Genomic DNA, 16,249 nt, shown 5'->3' on the forward strand with positions numbered 1-16,249 from the left:
CGGAACCTTTTTTGAAAGAATTTCTAATTTGTTCCGGTCATGTGCAAAGTGAGGATACTCGAAGGCAAGGAAAGGACCATGGAACAACAGGCAATCAATTTAGTCGCGAACATCTTGTTGGTGGAAGATGACGATGATTTGGCAGAACTGGTTCAGATGCATCTCAAGTTTCAAGGACACCAAGTATCGCGGGCCACAAATGTCGCCGATGCTAAAGCGCAATATCAGCAACAACCCTTTGATTTATTGATCCTTGACCGAGGTTTACCAGATGGTGATGGTCTAGACATCTGCCATTATTTGCGTCAGCAACAAGATTGGAGCCCAGTGCTCATGTTGACTGCCAGAGACGGTGAAATGGACAAGGTTGACGGTTTAGAAGCGGGTGTTGATGACTACATCACTAAGCCATTTAGCGTATTAGAATTCCAAGCACGAGTGCGAAACGTGTTACGCAGAGTCAGCCAAACCGCAGAAGCCAAATTAGTAGATGAAGTCCTCGAAGATGCGATGGATTTTGGTCCGCTGAGAATTATTCCGGAGTTGCACCAAGTATCCCTAAACGACAAAGATGTCACTCTTACCGCGACAGAGTTTACTTTGCTGCAGTTTCTCGCGACTCGTCCGGGCAGAGTCTACAGTAAAGATGAATTGCTCGATCACGTTTGGAATACCAGTCATTCTGGTTATCACCATACGGTGTGTAGCACCATTAACCGTTTACGCAGCAAGTTGTCGTTGTCTGATTCTGATCATCACTTCATTCAAACCGTGTGGGGTGTTGGATATAAGTTTCAGCCAAGACACTAATGCAAGAAAGTAAGTCAAAACATCAAGCCAAGACAGTAAGTCGGCAGTTGTTTTCACCGTCACTTTTCAATCATCACGGGTGTTTCTAAAACATCGCTGTTTAAGGAGGCGATAGGATGAGCTTCAAATCTCGCTTAGTGGTATTTACAAGCTTGTGGTTTTGCCTCGCGGCGGTGGTGATTGCACTGACTTACAATTGGCAAAAAGAAACCATTGAGTTGCGCACTAAGCAAAGCCTGCATAAAGAGCTAGCCAGCCACATGCGTGATGATAATCCGCTGATGATCGGGACGGATTACAATCCGAAAGCGCTCAAGTCGATTTTTCACACGCTCATGCTGATCGGCCCTGATTTTGAAATCTACTTCCTCGATAGCCAAGGCAATATCACCACGCATGCAGCACCGGAAGGTGCGGAGATCATGGGAGCGGTGGATCTCAATCCCATTAAGCAATTCTTAAATGACCAACCCTTTCCTATTTTGGGGGAAGACCCACGTAATCGTGGTGAGCACAAAGTCTTTTCTGTTGCGGCGATAGAGGAATTAGGCTCTACGGTCGGTTATCTCTACGTGGTGATTGGCAGTACCCGACATGACGCCATTGCCAATGCTCAAGTCGATACTCCTTATATCGCGCTGGCAGGATTGGTCTTAGTCTCCATCTTAGGCTTTGCTCTTGGGGCTTATGTGCTGGTGAAACGTAGCCTATTGAACCCGATTGAGCGTGTGACCAAGCAACTTCAACAGCAAGCCGAACATGATTTCCGCCTGCAACCTGATTTTACTCACCAAGTGCCGGAGCTCGTGCCGATTGCGCACTCTTATCAGATGATGGCGAAGCACATTCAGCAGCAGTTTTTACAGTTGGAGTATCAATCGTCTCATCGTCGTCAAAGCTTGTTGCAGCTTAGTCATGATTTAAAAACGCCGTTATCGAGTGTGCTTGGCTATTTGGAAACGTGGCGTTTGCAACATCCGGAATCCGATCCTTTGATTGACGTTGCTTTCCGAAATTGTGAGAAGCTCTCAACTCAACTGCATTCTTTATTAGACGCCGCACGCAAAGAAGCTCCAATGCCAAATTACGAGTACCGCCCCGTAGATCTGGGCGCTTTGATGGCAGAATGTGCTGAAACGATGCAGAGCCAGTTTTCTCGTAAAGAAGTGGTATTGAAAGTGGATATCGATAGCGAAATCCAAACCGTGGGTGACAAGGGGCTATTGGAGCGATTGGTATTGAACCTGCTTGAAAATGCATTGCGCCACAGCCCAATCGGTTCAGAAGTGCATTGCCAAGCGCATTTGAGTGAGGATAAGTCGCGTATCCACTTTACCTTCGTCAATCACATCGAGAAAGAAGCGGAGGGCGGTTCTTTGGGGATCGGGACGAAGATTGTCCAATCGATCTTAATGCTTCACCACAGCTACCTTGAGACCAATGCAACCTCCTCTCAGTATCAACAGAAGTTCACACTTCTCGCAATCTAAAGAGAAGTGTGAGACATAAGTTAATGTTTATTCAATAACACCACATACGACGCGAGCGCCGCCACCACCTAGCTTACTTGGGTGATCGGAGTGATTGTCACCACCTGCATGGATCATTAACGCTCGACCTTTTAAATCCGATAATTTTAGGCGAGGAGCGACAACGGGCTGATTGGCATTGCCGTCCATGTCCACATAGAGTGGAGGCAAGTCGCCTAAATGATTGTCATCGGTCCAAGGATAGCCATGCTTCCCTGTGTTGTTAGGATCATAATGGCCACCTGCTGCGCCGCCTAATACGGTTTTGTCATCCTTTTCTATGCTATCGCAAGATGGATTAGTGTGAATATGGAAACCGTGCACACCTGCTGACAAACCTGATAATTGAGGCGTAAAAACAACGCCATAATCACTTTGTGAAATCTCAATGGTACCCGCACTCTCATTGGTGTTGAGAGCAGTCATTTCTACCGTTTTTGCTAGCGCGTTAGGGGCGGCGACAAGAGCGGATGCAACTGAAATGCATAGCAATCCTTTTAACATGGGACCTCCTTCTTTTAGGGTGTACGCTCAAGCACATATTGGTGAAAACCTGTTTTACTTATGTCTGTTGAGCGGTGAGTTTATGTCATAGAGTGATGTGTATCACTTTATGGTCTTAAACTGATATCTCGATCCGAAATCAGCTTTCTTTTATTTAGTCTTAACATGTTGAGATCGTTAAGATATAAAAAGAATAGACGCCAATCTTGAAATAGCCTGAATATTTTTAAATTAACGCAAAGTTAAATTTTTAATGACTTTATAACAAAGCTCATAATTGTTTTATAAAGAATTTGGTGGAATTGTCCGCAATAAAGAATAGTCAAATTAACGAATATATTAATGTGAACATTGTTGTTTATAGATTTGTGGTCAAACTGTTGCTTATATCATCAAATAAGATAAAAAATTGGAACTAAAGTCACTTAATGGCAGAGGAAAAAATTAAACTCTGATTGTAATGGGTAATAATGTTTTAGTAACAGATAGTTACGCACTTAAAATTAATAATATGGCTAATTTCCGACAAGGATTGAAAAAGATGAAAGACAAGGAATCTATTCAGACTAATAGCAGCCGCCGTAATTTTCTGAAAGGCGCAACAGGAGCTGTTGTTGCTGGTGTGAGTGCTTCCGCTTTCTCAGGCGTAGCTCAAGCACGAGAACAGAAAATTGATTGGAGCAGCCGCGGGCTAGGTAGAAAACACGATAAGCGCTTCTGGCGTAAAGTGCGAAGACAGTTCGTTTTGGACAAACGAACCACTTACATGAACATTGGTACAACAGGTTCAATGCCAAAACACGTTCTTGAAGATTACGAGCATAACAACAAGCTAGTGGCTAAATATCCTTGGGATATGAAAGGCAAATTTGGCTCTTGGCCGTATGTTTCTGAGATGGTTAAAGACGTCGCACCAGGTTTTGGTGCTAACCCAGAAGAGATCATTCTCAGCCGCAACACTACTGATGGCTTATGCTCGATCATTAATGGCTTACACTTTGAACCAGGTGATGTGATTCTAACGACACACCATGAACATATTGCTGCAACATCACCTATGAACGTAGCGAAACATCGTTTTGGTGTGGATGTGGTAGAAATTCAACTACCAGTATTTACTGGTACTGAAAACGTTTCTGAGCAAGATTACATTCAAGCGTTCCGAGACGCGCTTGATACGAATCAAAACGTTCGCCTAATTGTTTTCTCTCATATCACATATAAAACAGGAACCGCGCTACCAGCAAAAGCCATTTGTGCTTTAGCAAAAGAGTATGGTGTGCCTACTCTTGTTGATGGCGCGCATACGGTCGGTATGTTTGACCTTGATTTCCACGATATGGATTGTGATTTCTATGCAGGATCTGGTCATAAGTGGCAGTGTGGTCCGGGCGCGACAGGTATTCTGTATGTTCGTGATAACGGTAACCGTTTGAATGATTATTGGAGCGACCGAGAGAACCCGTTATGGTTGATCAACTCCTCACTTTCTCATGCTGATTACCTGGGTAAACAGCTGCAAATGCAATACATTGGTAACGATAACTATCCTGCGAAACAAGCACTAGTTGATAGTTGCAAAATGTGGGATGAGATTGGTCGAGACCGTATCGAAGAGCGAGTTGTAAGCCTTGGTAGTTTATGTAAAACCTTGCTTCAAGAGTACTTACCACAAGCCAAAATGTATTCACCAAACGTGGAAGGCTTAACCAGTGGCTTAACGACGGTTAACCCGTTCTCCGATGTAACTAATGAAGAGATATTGACGGAATTCCGAGATCGTTTACGTGAAGAGTATGGTTACATCATCCGTACGACTAGCTTTAAGCTGCATAAGGATGATGACTTTGATACTTACGCGCTGCGTATCTCTACGCATTTGTTCCATGACGAACAAGATGTGGAAGGGCTCGTAGTGGCGATGACGAATTTGTATTACTCGTCGTTCTAACATCGTTGTTTATCACTCAAGCGCCCATTATTGGGCGCTTTGTGAAAGGTAAGGATATTATTATGTCAGTCATAACATTCAAAAGAACTTTAGCGACGGTGGCGCTCATGGTTACCTCTGTTGCGTCGTCTGCCGCTTGGTCAGACGATTTACAACAAATCCGTGAACGTGGTGTACTGCGTCACATTGGTGTCCCGTACGCTAACTTTGTCTCCTATATTGAACAAGGTGAAGTGGAAACTTTGACTGGCTTGGATGTAGAGATAATAAAAGGTTTTGCCAAGTCGTTAGGTGTTCAGTACCAGTATGTTCCAGCACAGTGGAGCGACGTGGTTGGTAAGTTGACAGGGCAAAATGTGCAATATCACAACAAGCAGGCTGTTGTCGGAGAAAGTGTTCCAATTGAAGGCGATTTGATCGCAAATGGCGTTACTATTCTTGATTGGCGTTCTGAGGTTGTCGATTTTTCACAAGATTATTTTCCTTCAGGTGTATGGTTGGTTTCCAGATCCGACTCTAGTCTGAGCCCGATTAAACCAAGTGGGTCGGTCGATGAAGATGTTAAAAACGTCAAGCAGCTGATCGATGGTCGCGAAGTGTTAGCTTTAGAACATTCTTGCTTGGATCCTAACCTTTATGACTTATATGACACAGGTGCAAAAGTTATATTACCTGATGGGGCGCGTCTCCTTAATGAGATGGTTCCAGCGATAATGAAAAATGATGCGGAAAGCACATTATTAGATGTTGCGGATACGCTAATTGCCCTCGAAAAATGGCCGGGTGAAATAAAAGTCATTGGCCCTATATCTGAAAATCAAAAAATGGCTGTTGCATTCCGTAAAAATTCCCCTGAATTACGCAAAGCATTTGATCGTTATTTAGACTCGATAAAAAAAGACGGTTCATACGAAAAACTAGTAAAAAAATACTATCCATCTATTTACTACTTTTATAACGATTACTTTATAGAAGATAAAAAGAAAGTCCGATGAATAAGGCCGTTAAAAAATTTTCCAGTAAAAGATTTATTACAATAAGCGCAATATTAGTTTCAATTTACTTAGCTATGCTTATTACTGTGACTAGCGTAGGTCAAAATAAATTAAAAGAATCTCAATACAGAGAACTAGATTTAAAAGTAAAAAGTTATGCAAGCACACTCGATAATTTATTTACCATAGCGAGTGAAGATGTTGATAATCTAGCTACAGATAAAACAATACAAACATTCTTTGGTAATTTAGCTTCTGGAATGTCAATGGAGTATGGGTTAGGTGCCAGTTTAATTAATTTAAAGCGTCGCTTCGATGAGAAGATAGACAGTAAGCTAATTAATAGCAGCCAAATCTATAAAAAGCTCACGCTGGTCGGCAGTGATGGAGTCACCATTGTCACCACAGGCTCCGAAAACCTTGCCGAGCATAAGATGGACATACAAACCTTAATGACTCAACACGGGCATCCCGAAGAGGTTTGTGCGACGCGATACAATGATGACGTTCGCATTCAAGTCATTAAGCAAGTTAAGTTCTCCGGAAAGCCTGTTGCCTTTTTAATTGCCGATCTTAATAAGAATATTGTTATTGACCAACTTACTAACCAAGAACACGAAGATAGTTATAGCCGAATGGTGCTAAAAATAAAAGACGTGGAAATGGTTGTATGGGATACCATAAATAAAACACCTTCTCACAATAAGGATGAGAACTATTTCGTTTCTGAGGCTGTAGACGGAAAAATTTACTTTGAAGTTCCTGTGGATAAACATCACTTCAAATTGATGGCGTGGTTCGAGCCTTTGAGTGAACGAGATATATTTACATCACGGCTCTTTATTATTGGTTTGAGTATTCTGGCCGTTATGATCGTCATTGCTTTATGTTATGCATTCATCACGAACAATAATAGGATTGAATTGAAAATTAAGCTTGAGGAAGAAAAAAAGCGTAAAGATATTCTTTCTCAACAGAATAAAAAATTAACGAACGAAATTGAACGTCGAAAAGCGTCTGAAAAAGAACTCGCCTTCCAAGCTAAATATGACACATTAACCAATTTACCTAATCGTAGTTATGGTTCCGAGCGATTGGCTTTGGAGTTAATTAGGGCATCGCGTAGTGGGTCTAAAGTGTTGGTGATGTTCATCGACTTAGACCACTTTAAGCAGATTAACGATTCAATGGGACACTTTGTTGGGGATGAAATCCTTAAACTCAGTGCTCAGCGACTGTATCAAGTCGCAAGAAAAACAGACTTATTGGCGAGAATTGGTGGGGATGAGTTTTTACTCGTCATCCCTGATTTGCCTGATAATGATACTGCAAAGCGAGTTGCTTCAAGTGTACTTTCGGCGTTTAACGATCCGTTTGTTTGGAACAACCATGAATTCTTCTTGAGTAGCAGCGTCGGAATGTCTGTGTTCCCGGATGACGGAGACAACGCTGAGCAGCTCCTTGCATGTGCTGATATGGCAATGTATCGGGCGAAACAAGATGGGCGTGATGGCTTTTGTTTTTATAACCATAATATGAACCAAGACTTGCAACGCTACTTAGATCTGGAAAATCGTCTGAGAAGTGCGATCTCCAATCAGTTGTTAGAGCTGTATTATCAGCCAATTATTGAGCTGAGTAGTGGTAAAATCGTAGGGGCAGAAGCGCTAATGCGTTGGAATGATGACAAGTACGGATTCGTAAACCCTGAAGAGTTTATCTCTATTGCAGAGAAAAATGGTTTAATTCATCAAATTGGTGAGTTTGCTATTCAACAAGCGTGTCGACAAGCGGCACAATGGCAGAGTCTGACTCCGTTGTTTGTTTCTGTAAACTTTTCTAGTGTTCAATTTAGGTACTGCGAGCGCTTACTTACGTTTATTAAACACAGCCTTGAGGAGTCTGGTCTTCCGTCAGATAAGTTCGATATTGAAGTGACAGAAAGTCTCCTCTTCAATCACGATTCTGAGCTATTAGACATGCTTAATAACTTACGAGCGTTAGGCACCAAACTTACTATTGATGATTTTGGTACTGGTTATTCTGCGCTGAGTTACTTGCAGAAGTTTCCGTTCGACCGCTTAAAGATTGATCGTAGCTTTATGCAAAATATGTTCGAGAACGACTCAGACCGCGAGCTTGTGAACGTAATCATAGCAATGGCGAAAGCGCTGGATCTTAAGATCGTCGCAGAAGGCATCGAAGAACAGCGTCATGTGGATTACCTGAAAAACCTAAACTGTGAGTTCGGACAAGGTTTCCACTATAGCCGACCATTACCTGCTAAGGACTTTGAAGCACTTTTGGCTAAGCCTACCTGGCTATAATTCCTTTTATAACAACCTCATAGAAAAGCATTAATTGAATTTATGCCTAGGATTCATTAATGCTTTTCCACCTTAAGGTATAATCCTTCCTCCTTCCTTGAATTACACTACAATTAATTGATGAGTGATAGCCCGTGACGCCCGTCACATAAAGGCTAAGCCTAATTCTAAACGAGTAAATACTCGCCAAAATAACTAGGAAGGAATTTCAAATGTCTTCTGCATTCTACCAACAGATTCAGCAGCAAATCGAAGAAGTAAAGGCGGAAGGCCTTTACAAATCAGAGCGTGTCATTACGTCTCAACAGCAAGCGGCTGTTAAAATCTCTACTGGTGAAGAAGTACTAAACTTCTGTGCGAACAACTACCTTGGTCTTGCTAACCACCCGGCACTTATCGAAGCGGGTAAAGCAGGCATGGACGAGCACGGCTTTGGTATGGCTTCAGTACGTTTTATCTGTGGTACGCAAGACATCCACAAAGAGCTTGAGCAGAAGCTTTCTAAGTTCCTAGGTAAAGAAGATACGATTCTTTACACATCATGTTTCGACGCAAACGCGGGCCTATTTGAAACTATTCTAGGCAAAGAAGACGCAATCATCTCTGACGCTTTAAACCACGCGTCAATCATCGATGGTGTTCGTCTATGTAAAGCGATGCGTTTCCGCTACTCAAACAACAACATGGAAGAGCTAGAGCAACAACTGATCGCTGCGAAAGAAGCAGGTGCTCGCCACATTCTTATCGTAACGGACGGTGTGTTCTCAATGGACGGCGTAGTAGCAAACCTTCCGGCTATCTGTGACCTAGCAGAGAAGTACGGCGCATTGACTATGGTTGATGACTCTCACGCTGTTGGCTTCATGGGCAAAACAGGTGCAGGTACGCACGAGCACCACAACGTGGTTGACCGTATCGACATCATCACTGGTACGCTAGGCAAAGCAATGGGCGGCGCTTCAGGCGGTTACACATCTGGTAAAGCGGAAGTGATTGACTGGCTACGTCAGCGTTCTCGTCCATACCTATTCTCTAACTCTGTTGCACCAGCAATCGTAAGCGCTTCTATCCGCGTTCTAGATCTACTAGAAGAGAGCGGTGACCTACGTGATCGTCTATGGGAAAACGCAGCACACTTCCGTACTCGTATGGAGGACGCTGGTTTCACAATGGGTGGTGCTGACCACGCAATCATCCCAATCATGCTTGGCGACGCAAAAGTAGCAGCAGAATTTGCAGAGCGTGCGCTGGAGAAAGGCATCTACGTAATCGGCTTCTCATTCCCTGTAGTACCAAAAGGTCAAGCACGTATCCGTACTCAAATGTCTGCGGCGCACTCTCGCGAGCAACTAGACCGTGCAATCGACGCGTTCATCCAAGTTGGTAAGGACATGGGTCTTATTTAAGATTCTAGGCCTTAGACAATAGGGCCTTTAATTAAGGTTACATTATGAAAATTAAAGCATTATCAAAGCTAAAGCCTGAAGAAGGCATCTGGATGACTGAGGTTGATAAACCTGAAGTTGGCCATAACGACATTCTGATCAAAATTAAGAAAACCGCTATCTGTGGTACAGACGTACACATCTACAACTGGGACGAATGGTCACAAAAGACAATTCCAGTGCCTATGGTTGTTGGTCACGAATACGTGGGTGAAGTGGTTGCGATTGGTCAGGAAGTTCGTGGCTTTGAAATCGGTGACCGCGTATCTGGCGAAGGTCACATCACGTGTGGTCATTGTCGTAACTGTCGTGGCGGCCGTACTCACCTATGCCGTAACACGATTGGTGTGGGCGTTAACCGCGAAGGTGCATTCGCAGAATACCTAGTTATCCCAGCGTTCAACGCGTTCAAGATCCCTGAAGGCATCTCTGACGATCTAGCGTCTATCTTTGACCCGTTTGGTAACGCAGTACACACAGCACTTTCTTTCGACCTAGTAGGTGAAGACGTGCTTATCACAGGTGCTGGCCCAATCGGTATCATGGCAGCTGCGGTTGCTAAACACGTTGGTGCTCGCCACGTAGTGATCACAGACGTGAACGAATACCGTCTAGAACTTGCTCGTAAGATGGGTGTAACACGCGCAGTAAACGTGGCTGAAGAGAAGCTAGAAGACGTAATGGCTGAGCTAGGCATGACAGAAGGCTTCGACGTTGGTCTAGAAATGTCTGGTAACCCAGCAGCATTCAACTCAATGCTAACCACAATGAACCACGGTGGTCGCATTGCACTACTAGGTATTCCACCGTCAGACATGGGTATCGACTGGAACCAAGTTATCTTCAAAGGCTTGGTGATCAAAGGTATCTACGGTCGCGAAATGTTCGAAACTTGGTACAAGATGGCTTCACTGATCCAATCTGGTCTGGATCTATCGCCAATCATCACGCACCACTACAAGATTGATGACTTCCAAGAAGGCTTCGATGTAATGCGCAGCGGTATGTCAGGCAAAGTTATTCTTGATTGGGAATAACTTATTCAAGTAAGAAATGCGCTCCTTTTTGGGGCGCATTTTTGTTTCATGAAGATTTTTGTTTCGGGAAGAAATGGTCGCCAATCTTTTCTAAACTTCTCGTATCGTTCTGCTACTTTTTTTAGATTTTTTCCACTCAACTTCACCCTACCTTCTAACTAATTGTCAATTCTGTATTTGGAATAAGATAATAACCATTTGTTTTTAGTGGTTATTTTTTAGCATTACATGCTTAAAAATCGTCATTTTTAAGTTTAATGTTTTTATTTTCCGTTCGTCTTTATCCTTATCCTGCTTCTTTTTATTGTTTTACATTTTATATGCATTTGGTTTGTCATAATTGAGCTATAACTAATAAAAAGGTTACCGATATACAGTGGAATGTAAAAATGGAGCTTTATATGAAAAGATTTTATCTGATGATGCCTCTGCTCTTAACCTCATTTAGTTGGCAAGCGAATGGAGCGTCAGTGAGCGGTACGATTGATGTTTCAATTAACCTTGTACAAGGTTGTGTGATTAATGGAAATAATGCGGTAGATGCAGCTTCTGGCGTTGGCTTTGGCTCACTCGCCTTTGGAGACGTGCCTGCAATCTTCAGTGAACAAGATGGTGTGGTAAATGGTGGTAGTGCGACGGGTATTGAAGTGCTTTGTAGTAATGGTGTGACACCGACGTTTACATTGGGCACCGGATTGTATGATGCAAGTGCGACCGTTGGTACCTACGCGATGTCAAATGGCGCGCAATTTATTGATTATACGTTGTTTACCGACTCAGACCGAAGCACACAAATTATACAAGGTGGGACGGTAGCTCTGTCTGAATTTACTAGTGCAACATCGCAAACTATTGAGCTTTTTGCGAAAGCTTACGGTACGAGCAGCATTGCCGGTACATACTCCGATACCATCAGTGTGACGCTAAGCTGGTAAAACGTGACGCTGGTTGTTAGGGGCTTTTCACTTGTCGCGATGAGTTTGTGTTCTTTAACTGTGCTGGCTGATGCGACACAAACTTTTCAGGTGTCTGCCACCGTAGATACAGGTTGTTTGATTAACGGCGCAGTACAAGAAGAAAGCGCAACCCAAGCCGGGCAAATAGGCACGTTAGATTTTGGTGAGCATTCTTCAGTTTACGTGACGGAAGTACAAGGCAGCATCACTTACAGTTCATCACTCACATTAAGTTGTACTCCGGGTATTACGATGAATGTTTCCGTAAATGGCGGGATGAATGCATCGGATGGTGTACGTAAGCTAAAGCACAGTGAAGAAGCGACAACGGTAGATTACTTTTTGTTCCAGGATCTAAATTACACGCAGGTGCTTGATATTGACACGCAATATTCCGTCGATACTGAGCAAGACCCAGATAATATTCAGTTTCCTATCTGGGCAAAGGCGACAATAAATGGGAATGAAATGGCTGGAATTTATATGGATACGCTTACGCTGACATTAGAGTGGTAAGTGAACTTTGGAGGGGTGAAATGGAATTCATACTCAAAAAACTATTATTAATAACCTTCCTTTTTGTTTTTTTCTCAAATGCCAACGCTAACTCATTATTAATTTGGCCGATTTACCCCAAAATATCAGAGGAGAGTAATGCAACATCACTTTGGATGGTAAATAAAGGCAGTGTTGATTCTTATTTACAGGTGAGAATTTTTAAGTGGGAACAAAACGAAGGAGAAGATAGTTATTCAAGTCAAAGCCAGTTAATTGCAACTCCTCCGTTTGTCAAAATTGAACCAGGTGAAAAGCAGTTAATCCGCATCATCAACCAAGATGAGGCCTCTGCGGGTAAGGAGTATGCATACCGAGTGATCATAGATGAATTACCGCCAACTCAAAACCCTCAAACAGAATTGACGGAAAATGAACTCGCTGTCAAAGTCCGAATGCGTTACTCGATACCTTTGTTTATTTACGGGAAAGGGCTGACTGATACTCAAAAACCAAACCGTGACAGTGAATTATGGGGTGATTTACAGGCACAGTTTATTAAGAAAAATAATCAGCGTTTTGTTCACATTAAAAATTCAGGAAAACACCATGTTCGCTTAGTGAATTTACAGTTGAATCTACCAAATAAAGATCCTGTCGTTATTTCCGATGGACTAGCTGGCTATATTCTTCCTGAACAGTATAAGGTTTGGTCTATTCCCCATAGTAATGTCAGACCCTTGAGTTTGAGCGCGAATATTGGAGGTAAACGTTACCAAATACCATTGAAGCAATAATGAATAGATTTAATACAATGAATGCTTTCTTTTGGTTGGTATTACTTAGCGTAACGTGGAGCAGTATTGGTCTTTGTGCAAATTCAGCAAACCACTTCTCTGAGCTACCGAGTCCTGAAAATTTCTCTTTAGAAAAGTTTGAGAATATCAGCCTCAATCTGGAGTTGGTGATCAATCAAAGAGCAACAGGGCTTGTTGCGAAAGTTGAGCGAGTTGGCGATCAGTTCTTTTTGCTCCGGGAGGACCTCATTTCAGTTGGGGTTACCGCCAAGTCGTTGCCTGGAACCGAAGAGAGACTTGAGGTTACGTCTATCCCAGGTGTTAACGTGCGTTACTTGCAATCGTCATTGCAACTTGCAATTGACGTACCGCCTAATTGGTTACCGATGCAGAACTTATCAGCGCAGGATATGGGGCGATTTTCCCCGGCTCAGTTTGGGCGTGGTGGCCTGCTTAACTACAACGTATTTGGTGTGTACGAGAACGAAAGCCGACAAAAGGAGGTTTCTATCAATCATGAAGTCAGAGCCTTTTCTGAGTTTGGCGTTTTTTCTACTACCGGGATATTTAAATCTAACTTTCATCGCGATGTTCAGTCCCAGCAAAGCAGCCAGTACACTCGTTTTGATACGAGTTACGAGTACGTCAATCAAGAGAAGCGAATTCGTATGGAGGTAGGGGACTATATTGTTCGCCCTTTATCTTGGAGCCAACCAGTAAGACTGGCGGGTATTCAGTTGTCGCATGATTTCTCTATGCGTCCGGATGTCGTGACGACGCCGTTACCTGCATTTTACGGTGAGGTCACAGCGCCCACTACGTTAGATTTGTTTATCAATGGCTTTAAAACTGACTCAATGAATGTTGGGCCCGGTCCTTTCATTATTAACGATATTCCAATGCTCTCTGGTGCTGGGGAAGCAACGGTAATTGCAACGGATGCTCAAGGTAAGCAAACGGTCATGACCAGCCCATTTTTTCTCTCTTCCGATCTACTCAAGACCGGATTTACATCTTACAGTGCGAGTATTGGTGCGATCAGAGAAAATTTCGGTAATGCATCTAACGACTATGGAGACGGTGGCGTGGTTACCGCTCTGCGTCATGGCATGACTGATTGGTTAACACTAGAAGCTCAAGCTGAAGCAAAAGACGACCTGATCGTTGCGGGGCTGGGCTTTGTCACCAATGCTTTCAACTTGGGTACGGTGGATGCCTCGTTTCGTGTGAGTAATTTTCAGGATCAATCTACCTCATATGCGCTAGGTTATAGTTATCAGTCTCGGCTGTTTAGCTTCGCTGCTCGAACTCAAGTAGAACAAGTCGACTTTTATACCTTATCTCATTTACCAAATTACGAAATGCTCGATGAAGGCAAGGACGCTTCACTCGCGTCGCGTCATCTATCACAAATCAATATGGGAGTCCGTTTGGGAGATTGGGGCTCACTTTCTGGTGGATACTTTGATATTCAACAATCCGACTCAGATTCACGTACCCTAAACCTTACTTATAGCTACGCTCTGCCTTTTAATATCAATATGTCCCTTTCTTACAACCATAGTATTGGTGGTCAGAGTGTTACGTTGGCGCAATTCTCTCTACCTTTCAGTTCTTTGGGGGGAAGTTCGGGGCTAACGCTGAAAAGAGAGGACGATGGCGATGTTAGAGGGCGAGTGGGTTACAGCCGCCTTGCGCCAATACGAGGTGGGTGGGGCGTCAATTTAGCGCATGATATTAACGAAGACCCAGAAAACCGTAAACAGGCCGATTTGACCTACCGTGCGTCATGGGCGCAGTTCAGAGCGGGGTTAAATGGCACCAGTGGCGACTATGATTATTTTGCGGAAATGGCAGGTTCGGTCTCTACGTTGGATGGAGAAATATTCCCGGCGAATGAAGTGTATGACAGCTTCGCTGTGGTGAGCACCAGTGGTTTTGAAGGTATTCCGGTTAAATATGAAAATCAAATTGTCGGAGTGACAGACGATGAAGGTTACTTACTTGTTCCTTGGGCTACGGCGTATTACACCGCCAAATATGAAATCGATCCACTTAATTTACCTGCCAATGCTGCGTTTTCTGCAACAGAGCAGTTTGCTTCGATACATTCGGGCTACGGCTACCTGTTAGAGTTCCCAATAGAGCTACAAATTGCACTGAGCATGACGGTGGTAGACGAAAATCATTTGTTCCTTCCGATTGGTACATATGGCCGCTCAGAAACGGGCTTAACAAGCCAAATTGGTTGGGATGGTTTTACGTACTTTGAAGGCGTTGACCCAGGCCGCTATATTCAGTTTTATCCTCAAGGACAGTCGCCATGTAAAGTGTTTATTGAGGGGTTGTATCAGCGTGAGAGTCAAAAAATACAAACATTGCCTGAGCAGGTTTGTATCAAAGCCGAAGAAGAGACCGCACTATGATTTTGCGCCGCTGGCTTGCTAGCCTACTTCTCTTTTTCTCGTTCTCGACAATGGCTTGTCAGCTCACGGCGGCAACACCTTTAATCTTGTTTGGCAATGTTTCTTCGTTTACTGTTTCAAGCTCTCAGCAGCAAAGCTCAGCTCAGCCTCATGCGGGGATTACGTGTGACTTTTCTACACTTGTGTCTTTGTTAAGTGGCGACTACGTATCAGCAACGTTTAACAGTATAAATAATGGTTTGCTATTAAATGAGGATGATCCGAGTTCGGAGCTCAGCTATCAGATTTTTGGCGATCCAGGTCTTTCACAAGAGTATGTATTCGGCCAAACTTACAATTTTTTTGAAATTGGGTTACTCGATTTACTCGGGTTGTTTGGCACTCAAGCTGAGTTTCCGCTTTATGCTCGGACGGGAGTGGGCAGTAATCTTTCCGCTGGGACTTATAAAGACCAAATCACCGTATCCTGGATTTGGGATTACTGTAAGGGTATCGGGGTTCTAGGAGTATGCATTGGCCGCGCCAATGGCAGCGCTCAAAGCGTGATTACGGTTGAGTTGGAAGTGACCCCTGATTGTATGATCACGGCGCCAGATATTGATTTTGGTTCGTCCCCATTAGTGGCCGGTTTTGAGCCAGTCAGTCAGGTTATATCGTTAACTTGTACCAAGAATAGTTCCTTCTCCATTGGCTTGAATGACGGCCTAAATGCGTCCGGCGGTCAGCGGCGAATGATTTCTAGTGGTCACTATTTGGAGTATGAAATCTATAAGTCATCATCGATGGATCGCTGGGGAGGAACCAGTTCTGAACGTCGTGAACACAGTGACGTCGATACTGGCGGCTCTATTCCTGATGGTATCACTCCACAGAATTATAATTATCGCGCGCAGATACTAACCAGCCAAACGACCCCTCCTGCAGGTACTTACACCGACTCAATAATCGTTGACGTTCAATTTTGAGCATCATGTCAA

Annotated in this window: 13 protein-coding genes; 12 read left to right on the top strand and 1 reads right to left on the bottom strand. The window is 43.5% G+C overall.

From position 1 onward, the window contains the following. Positions 1-78: 78 nt before the first annotated feature. Positions 79-810: a response regulator transcription factor gene (locus R8O70_RS01055; protein ID WP_318183994.1), complete on the top strand. Its 732-nt coding sequence runs from the start codon at positions 79-81 to the stop codon at positions 808-810. A gap of 116 nt (positions 811-926) precedes the next feature. Continuing rightward, the gene (locus tag R8O70_RS01060) at positions 927-2,300 is read left to right on the top strand and encodes a HAMP domain-containing sensor histidine kinase (protein WP_318183995.1); all 1,374 of its coding nucleotides are present in this window, start codon (positions 927-929) and stop codon (positions 2,298-2,300) included. 27 nt (positions 2,301-2,327) lie between these two features. Here the strand turns inward: R8O70_RS01060 and sodC are convergent, their stop codons facing one another. Next, complete coding sequence (sodC, locus tag R8O70_RS01065; protein ID WP_206953169.1) at positions 2,328-2,843, bottom strand: superoxide dismutase family protein; 516 nt, start codon at positions 2,841-2,843, stop codon at positions 2,328-2,330. Between the two features lie 541 nt (positions 2,844-3,384). On the opposite strand from sodC, the gene R8O70_RS01070 reads away from it, so the two are divergent. The 10 genes from R8O70_RS01070 to R8O70_RS01115 all read left to right on the top strand — a co-directional run bounded on the left by R8O70_RS01070 (position 3,385) and on the right by R8O70_RS01115 (position 16,237). Then, positions 3,385-4,794, top strand: a complete 1,410-nt coding sequence (locus tag R8O70_RS01070; protein WP_318183996.1) for an aminotransferase class V-fold PLP-dependent enzyme — start codon at positions 3,385-3,387, stop codon at positions 4,792-4,794. Positions 4,795-4,856: 62 nt separating this feature from the next. Continuing rightward, the gene (locus tag R8O70_RS01075) at positions 4,857-5,789 is read left to right on the top strand and encodes a transporter substrate-binding domain-containing protein (protein ID WP_005375093.1); all 933 of its coding nucleotides are present in this window, start codon (positions 4,857-4,859) and stop codon (positions 5,787-5,789) included. Beyond that, on the top strand, positions 5,786-8,116 hold the full coding sequence (locus R8O70_RS01080) for a putative bifunctional diguanylate cyclase/phosphodiesterase (RefSeq protein WP_005375094.1): 2,331 nt from the start codon (positions 5,786-5,788) through the stop codon (positions 8,114-8,116). The genes R8O70_RS01075 and R8O70_RS01080 overlap by 4 nt, the downstream gene beginning before the upstream one ends. Before the next feature lie 212 nt (positions 8,117-8,328). Continuing rightward, positions 8,329-9,522, top strand: a complete 1,194-nt coding sequence (locus tag R8O70_RS01085; RefSeq protein WP_005375095.1) for a glycine C-acetyltransferase — start codon at positions 8,329-8,331, stop codon at positions 9,520-9,522. Positions 9,523-9,566: 44 nt separating this feature from the next. Next, the gene (tdh, locus tag R8O70_RS01090; RefSeq protein WP_005383983.1) at positions 9,567-10,598 is read left to right on the top strand and encodes an L-threonine 3-dehydrogenase; all 1,032 of its coding nucleotides are present in this window, start codon (positions 9,567-9,569) and stop codon (positions 10,596-10,598) included. 389 nt (positions 10,599-10,987) lie between these two features. Beyond that, positions 10,988-11,533, top strand: coding sequence for a spore coat U domain-containing protein (locus R8O70_RS01095; protein ID WP_021035866.1), 546 nt, complete (start codon positions 10,988-10,990; stop codon positions 11,531-11,533). 39 nt (positions 11,534-11,572) lie between these two features. Beyond that, positions 11,573-12,070, top strand: a complete 498-nt coding sequence (locus tag R8O70_RS01100; protein ID WP_309475453.1) for a spore coat U domain-containing protein — start codon at positions 11,573-11,575, stop codon at positions 12,068-12,070. 20 nt (positions 12,071-12,090) lie between these two features. Further along, positions 12,091-12,846 carry a molecular chaperone gene (locus R8O70_RS01105; RefSeq protein WP_025768578.1) on the top strand — a complete coding sequence of 252 codons (756 nt, stop codon included), beginning with the start codon at positions 12,091-12,093 and terminating at the stop codon, positions 12,844-12,846. Next, a complete protein-coding gene (locus R8O70_RS01110; protein WP_374041080.1) occupies positions 12,846-15,272 on the top strand; it encodes a fimbria/pilus outer membrane usher protein in 2,427 nt (808 codons plus the stop codon). Before R8O70_RS01105 ends, R8O70_RS01110 begins: the two co-directional genes overlap by 1 nt. After that, positions 15,269-16,237 carry a spore coat U domain-containing protein gene (locus R8O70_RS01115; RefSeq protein ID WP_047102359.1) on the top strand — a complete coding sequence of 323 codons (969 nt, stop codon included), beginning with the start codon at positions 15,269-15,271 and terminating at the stop codon, positions 16,235-16,237. The genes R8O70_RS01110 and R8O70_RS01115 overlap by 4 nt, the downstream gene beginning before the upstream one ends. Positions 16,238-16,249 lie beyond the last annotated feature (12 nt).

Source organism: Vibrio sp. 779(2023) (assembly GCF_033344285.1).
Classification (GTDB): domain Bacteria; phylum Pseudomonadota; class Gammaproteobacteria; order Enterobacterales; family Vibrionaceae; genus Vibrio; species Vibrio alginolyticus.

Coding starts and splice junctions, on each gene's coding strand:
- R8O70_RS01055 (WP_318183994.1), top strand. CDS start 79: ATGGAACAACAGGCAATCAATTTAGTCGCGAACATCTTGTTGGTGGAA.
- R8O70_RS01060 (WP_318183995.1), top strand. CDS start 927: ATGAGCTTCAAATCTCGCTTAGTGGTATTTACAAGCTTGTGGTTTTGC.
- sodC (WP_206953169.1), bottom strand. CDS start 2,843: ATGTTAAAAGGATTGCTATGCATTTCAGTTGCATCCGCTCTTGTCGCC.
- R8O70_RS01070 (WP_318183996.1), top strand. CDS start 3,385: ATGAAAGACAAGGAATCTATTCAGACTAATAGCAGCCGCCGTAATTTT.
- R8O70_RS01075 (WP_005375093.1), top strand. CDS start 4,857: ATGTCAGTCATAACATTCAAAAGAACTTTAGCGACGGTGGCGCTCATG.
- R8O70_RS01080 (WP_005375094.1), top strand. CDS start 5,786: ATGAATAAGGCCGTTAAAAAATTTTCCAGTAAAAGATTTATTACAATA.
- R8O70_RS01085 (WP_005375095.1), top strand. CDS start 8,329: ATGTCTTCTGCATTCTACCAACAGATTCAGCAGCAAATCGAAGAAGTA.
- tdh (WP_005383983.1), top strand. CDS start 9,567: ATGAAAATTAAAGCATTATCAAAGCTAAAGCCTGAAGAAGGCATCTGG.
- R8O70_RS01095 (WP_021035866.1), top strand. CDS start 10,988: ATGGAGCTTTATATGAAAAGATTTTATCTGATGATGCCTCTGCTCTTA.
- R8O70_RS01100 (WP_309475453.1), top strand. CDS start 11,573: ATGAGTTTGTGTTCTTTAACTGTGCTGGCTGATGCGACACAAACTTTT.
- R8O70_RS01105 (WP_025768578.1), top strand. CDS start 12,091: ATGGAATTCATACTCAAAAAACTATTATTAATAACCTTCCTTTTTGTT.
- R8O70_RS01110 (WP_374041080.1), top strand. CDS start 12,846: ATGAATAGATTTAATACAATGAATGCTTTCTTTTGGTTGGTATTACTT.
- R8O70_RS01115 (WP_047102359.1), top strand. CDS start 15,269: ATGATTTTGCGCCGCTGGCTTGCTAGCCTACTTCTCTTTTTCTCGTTC.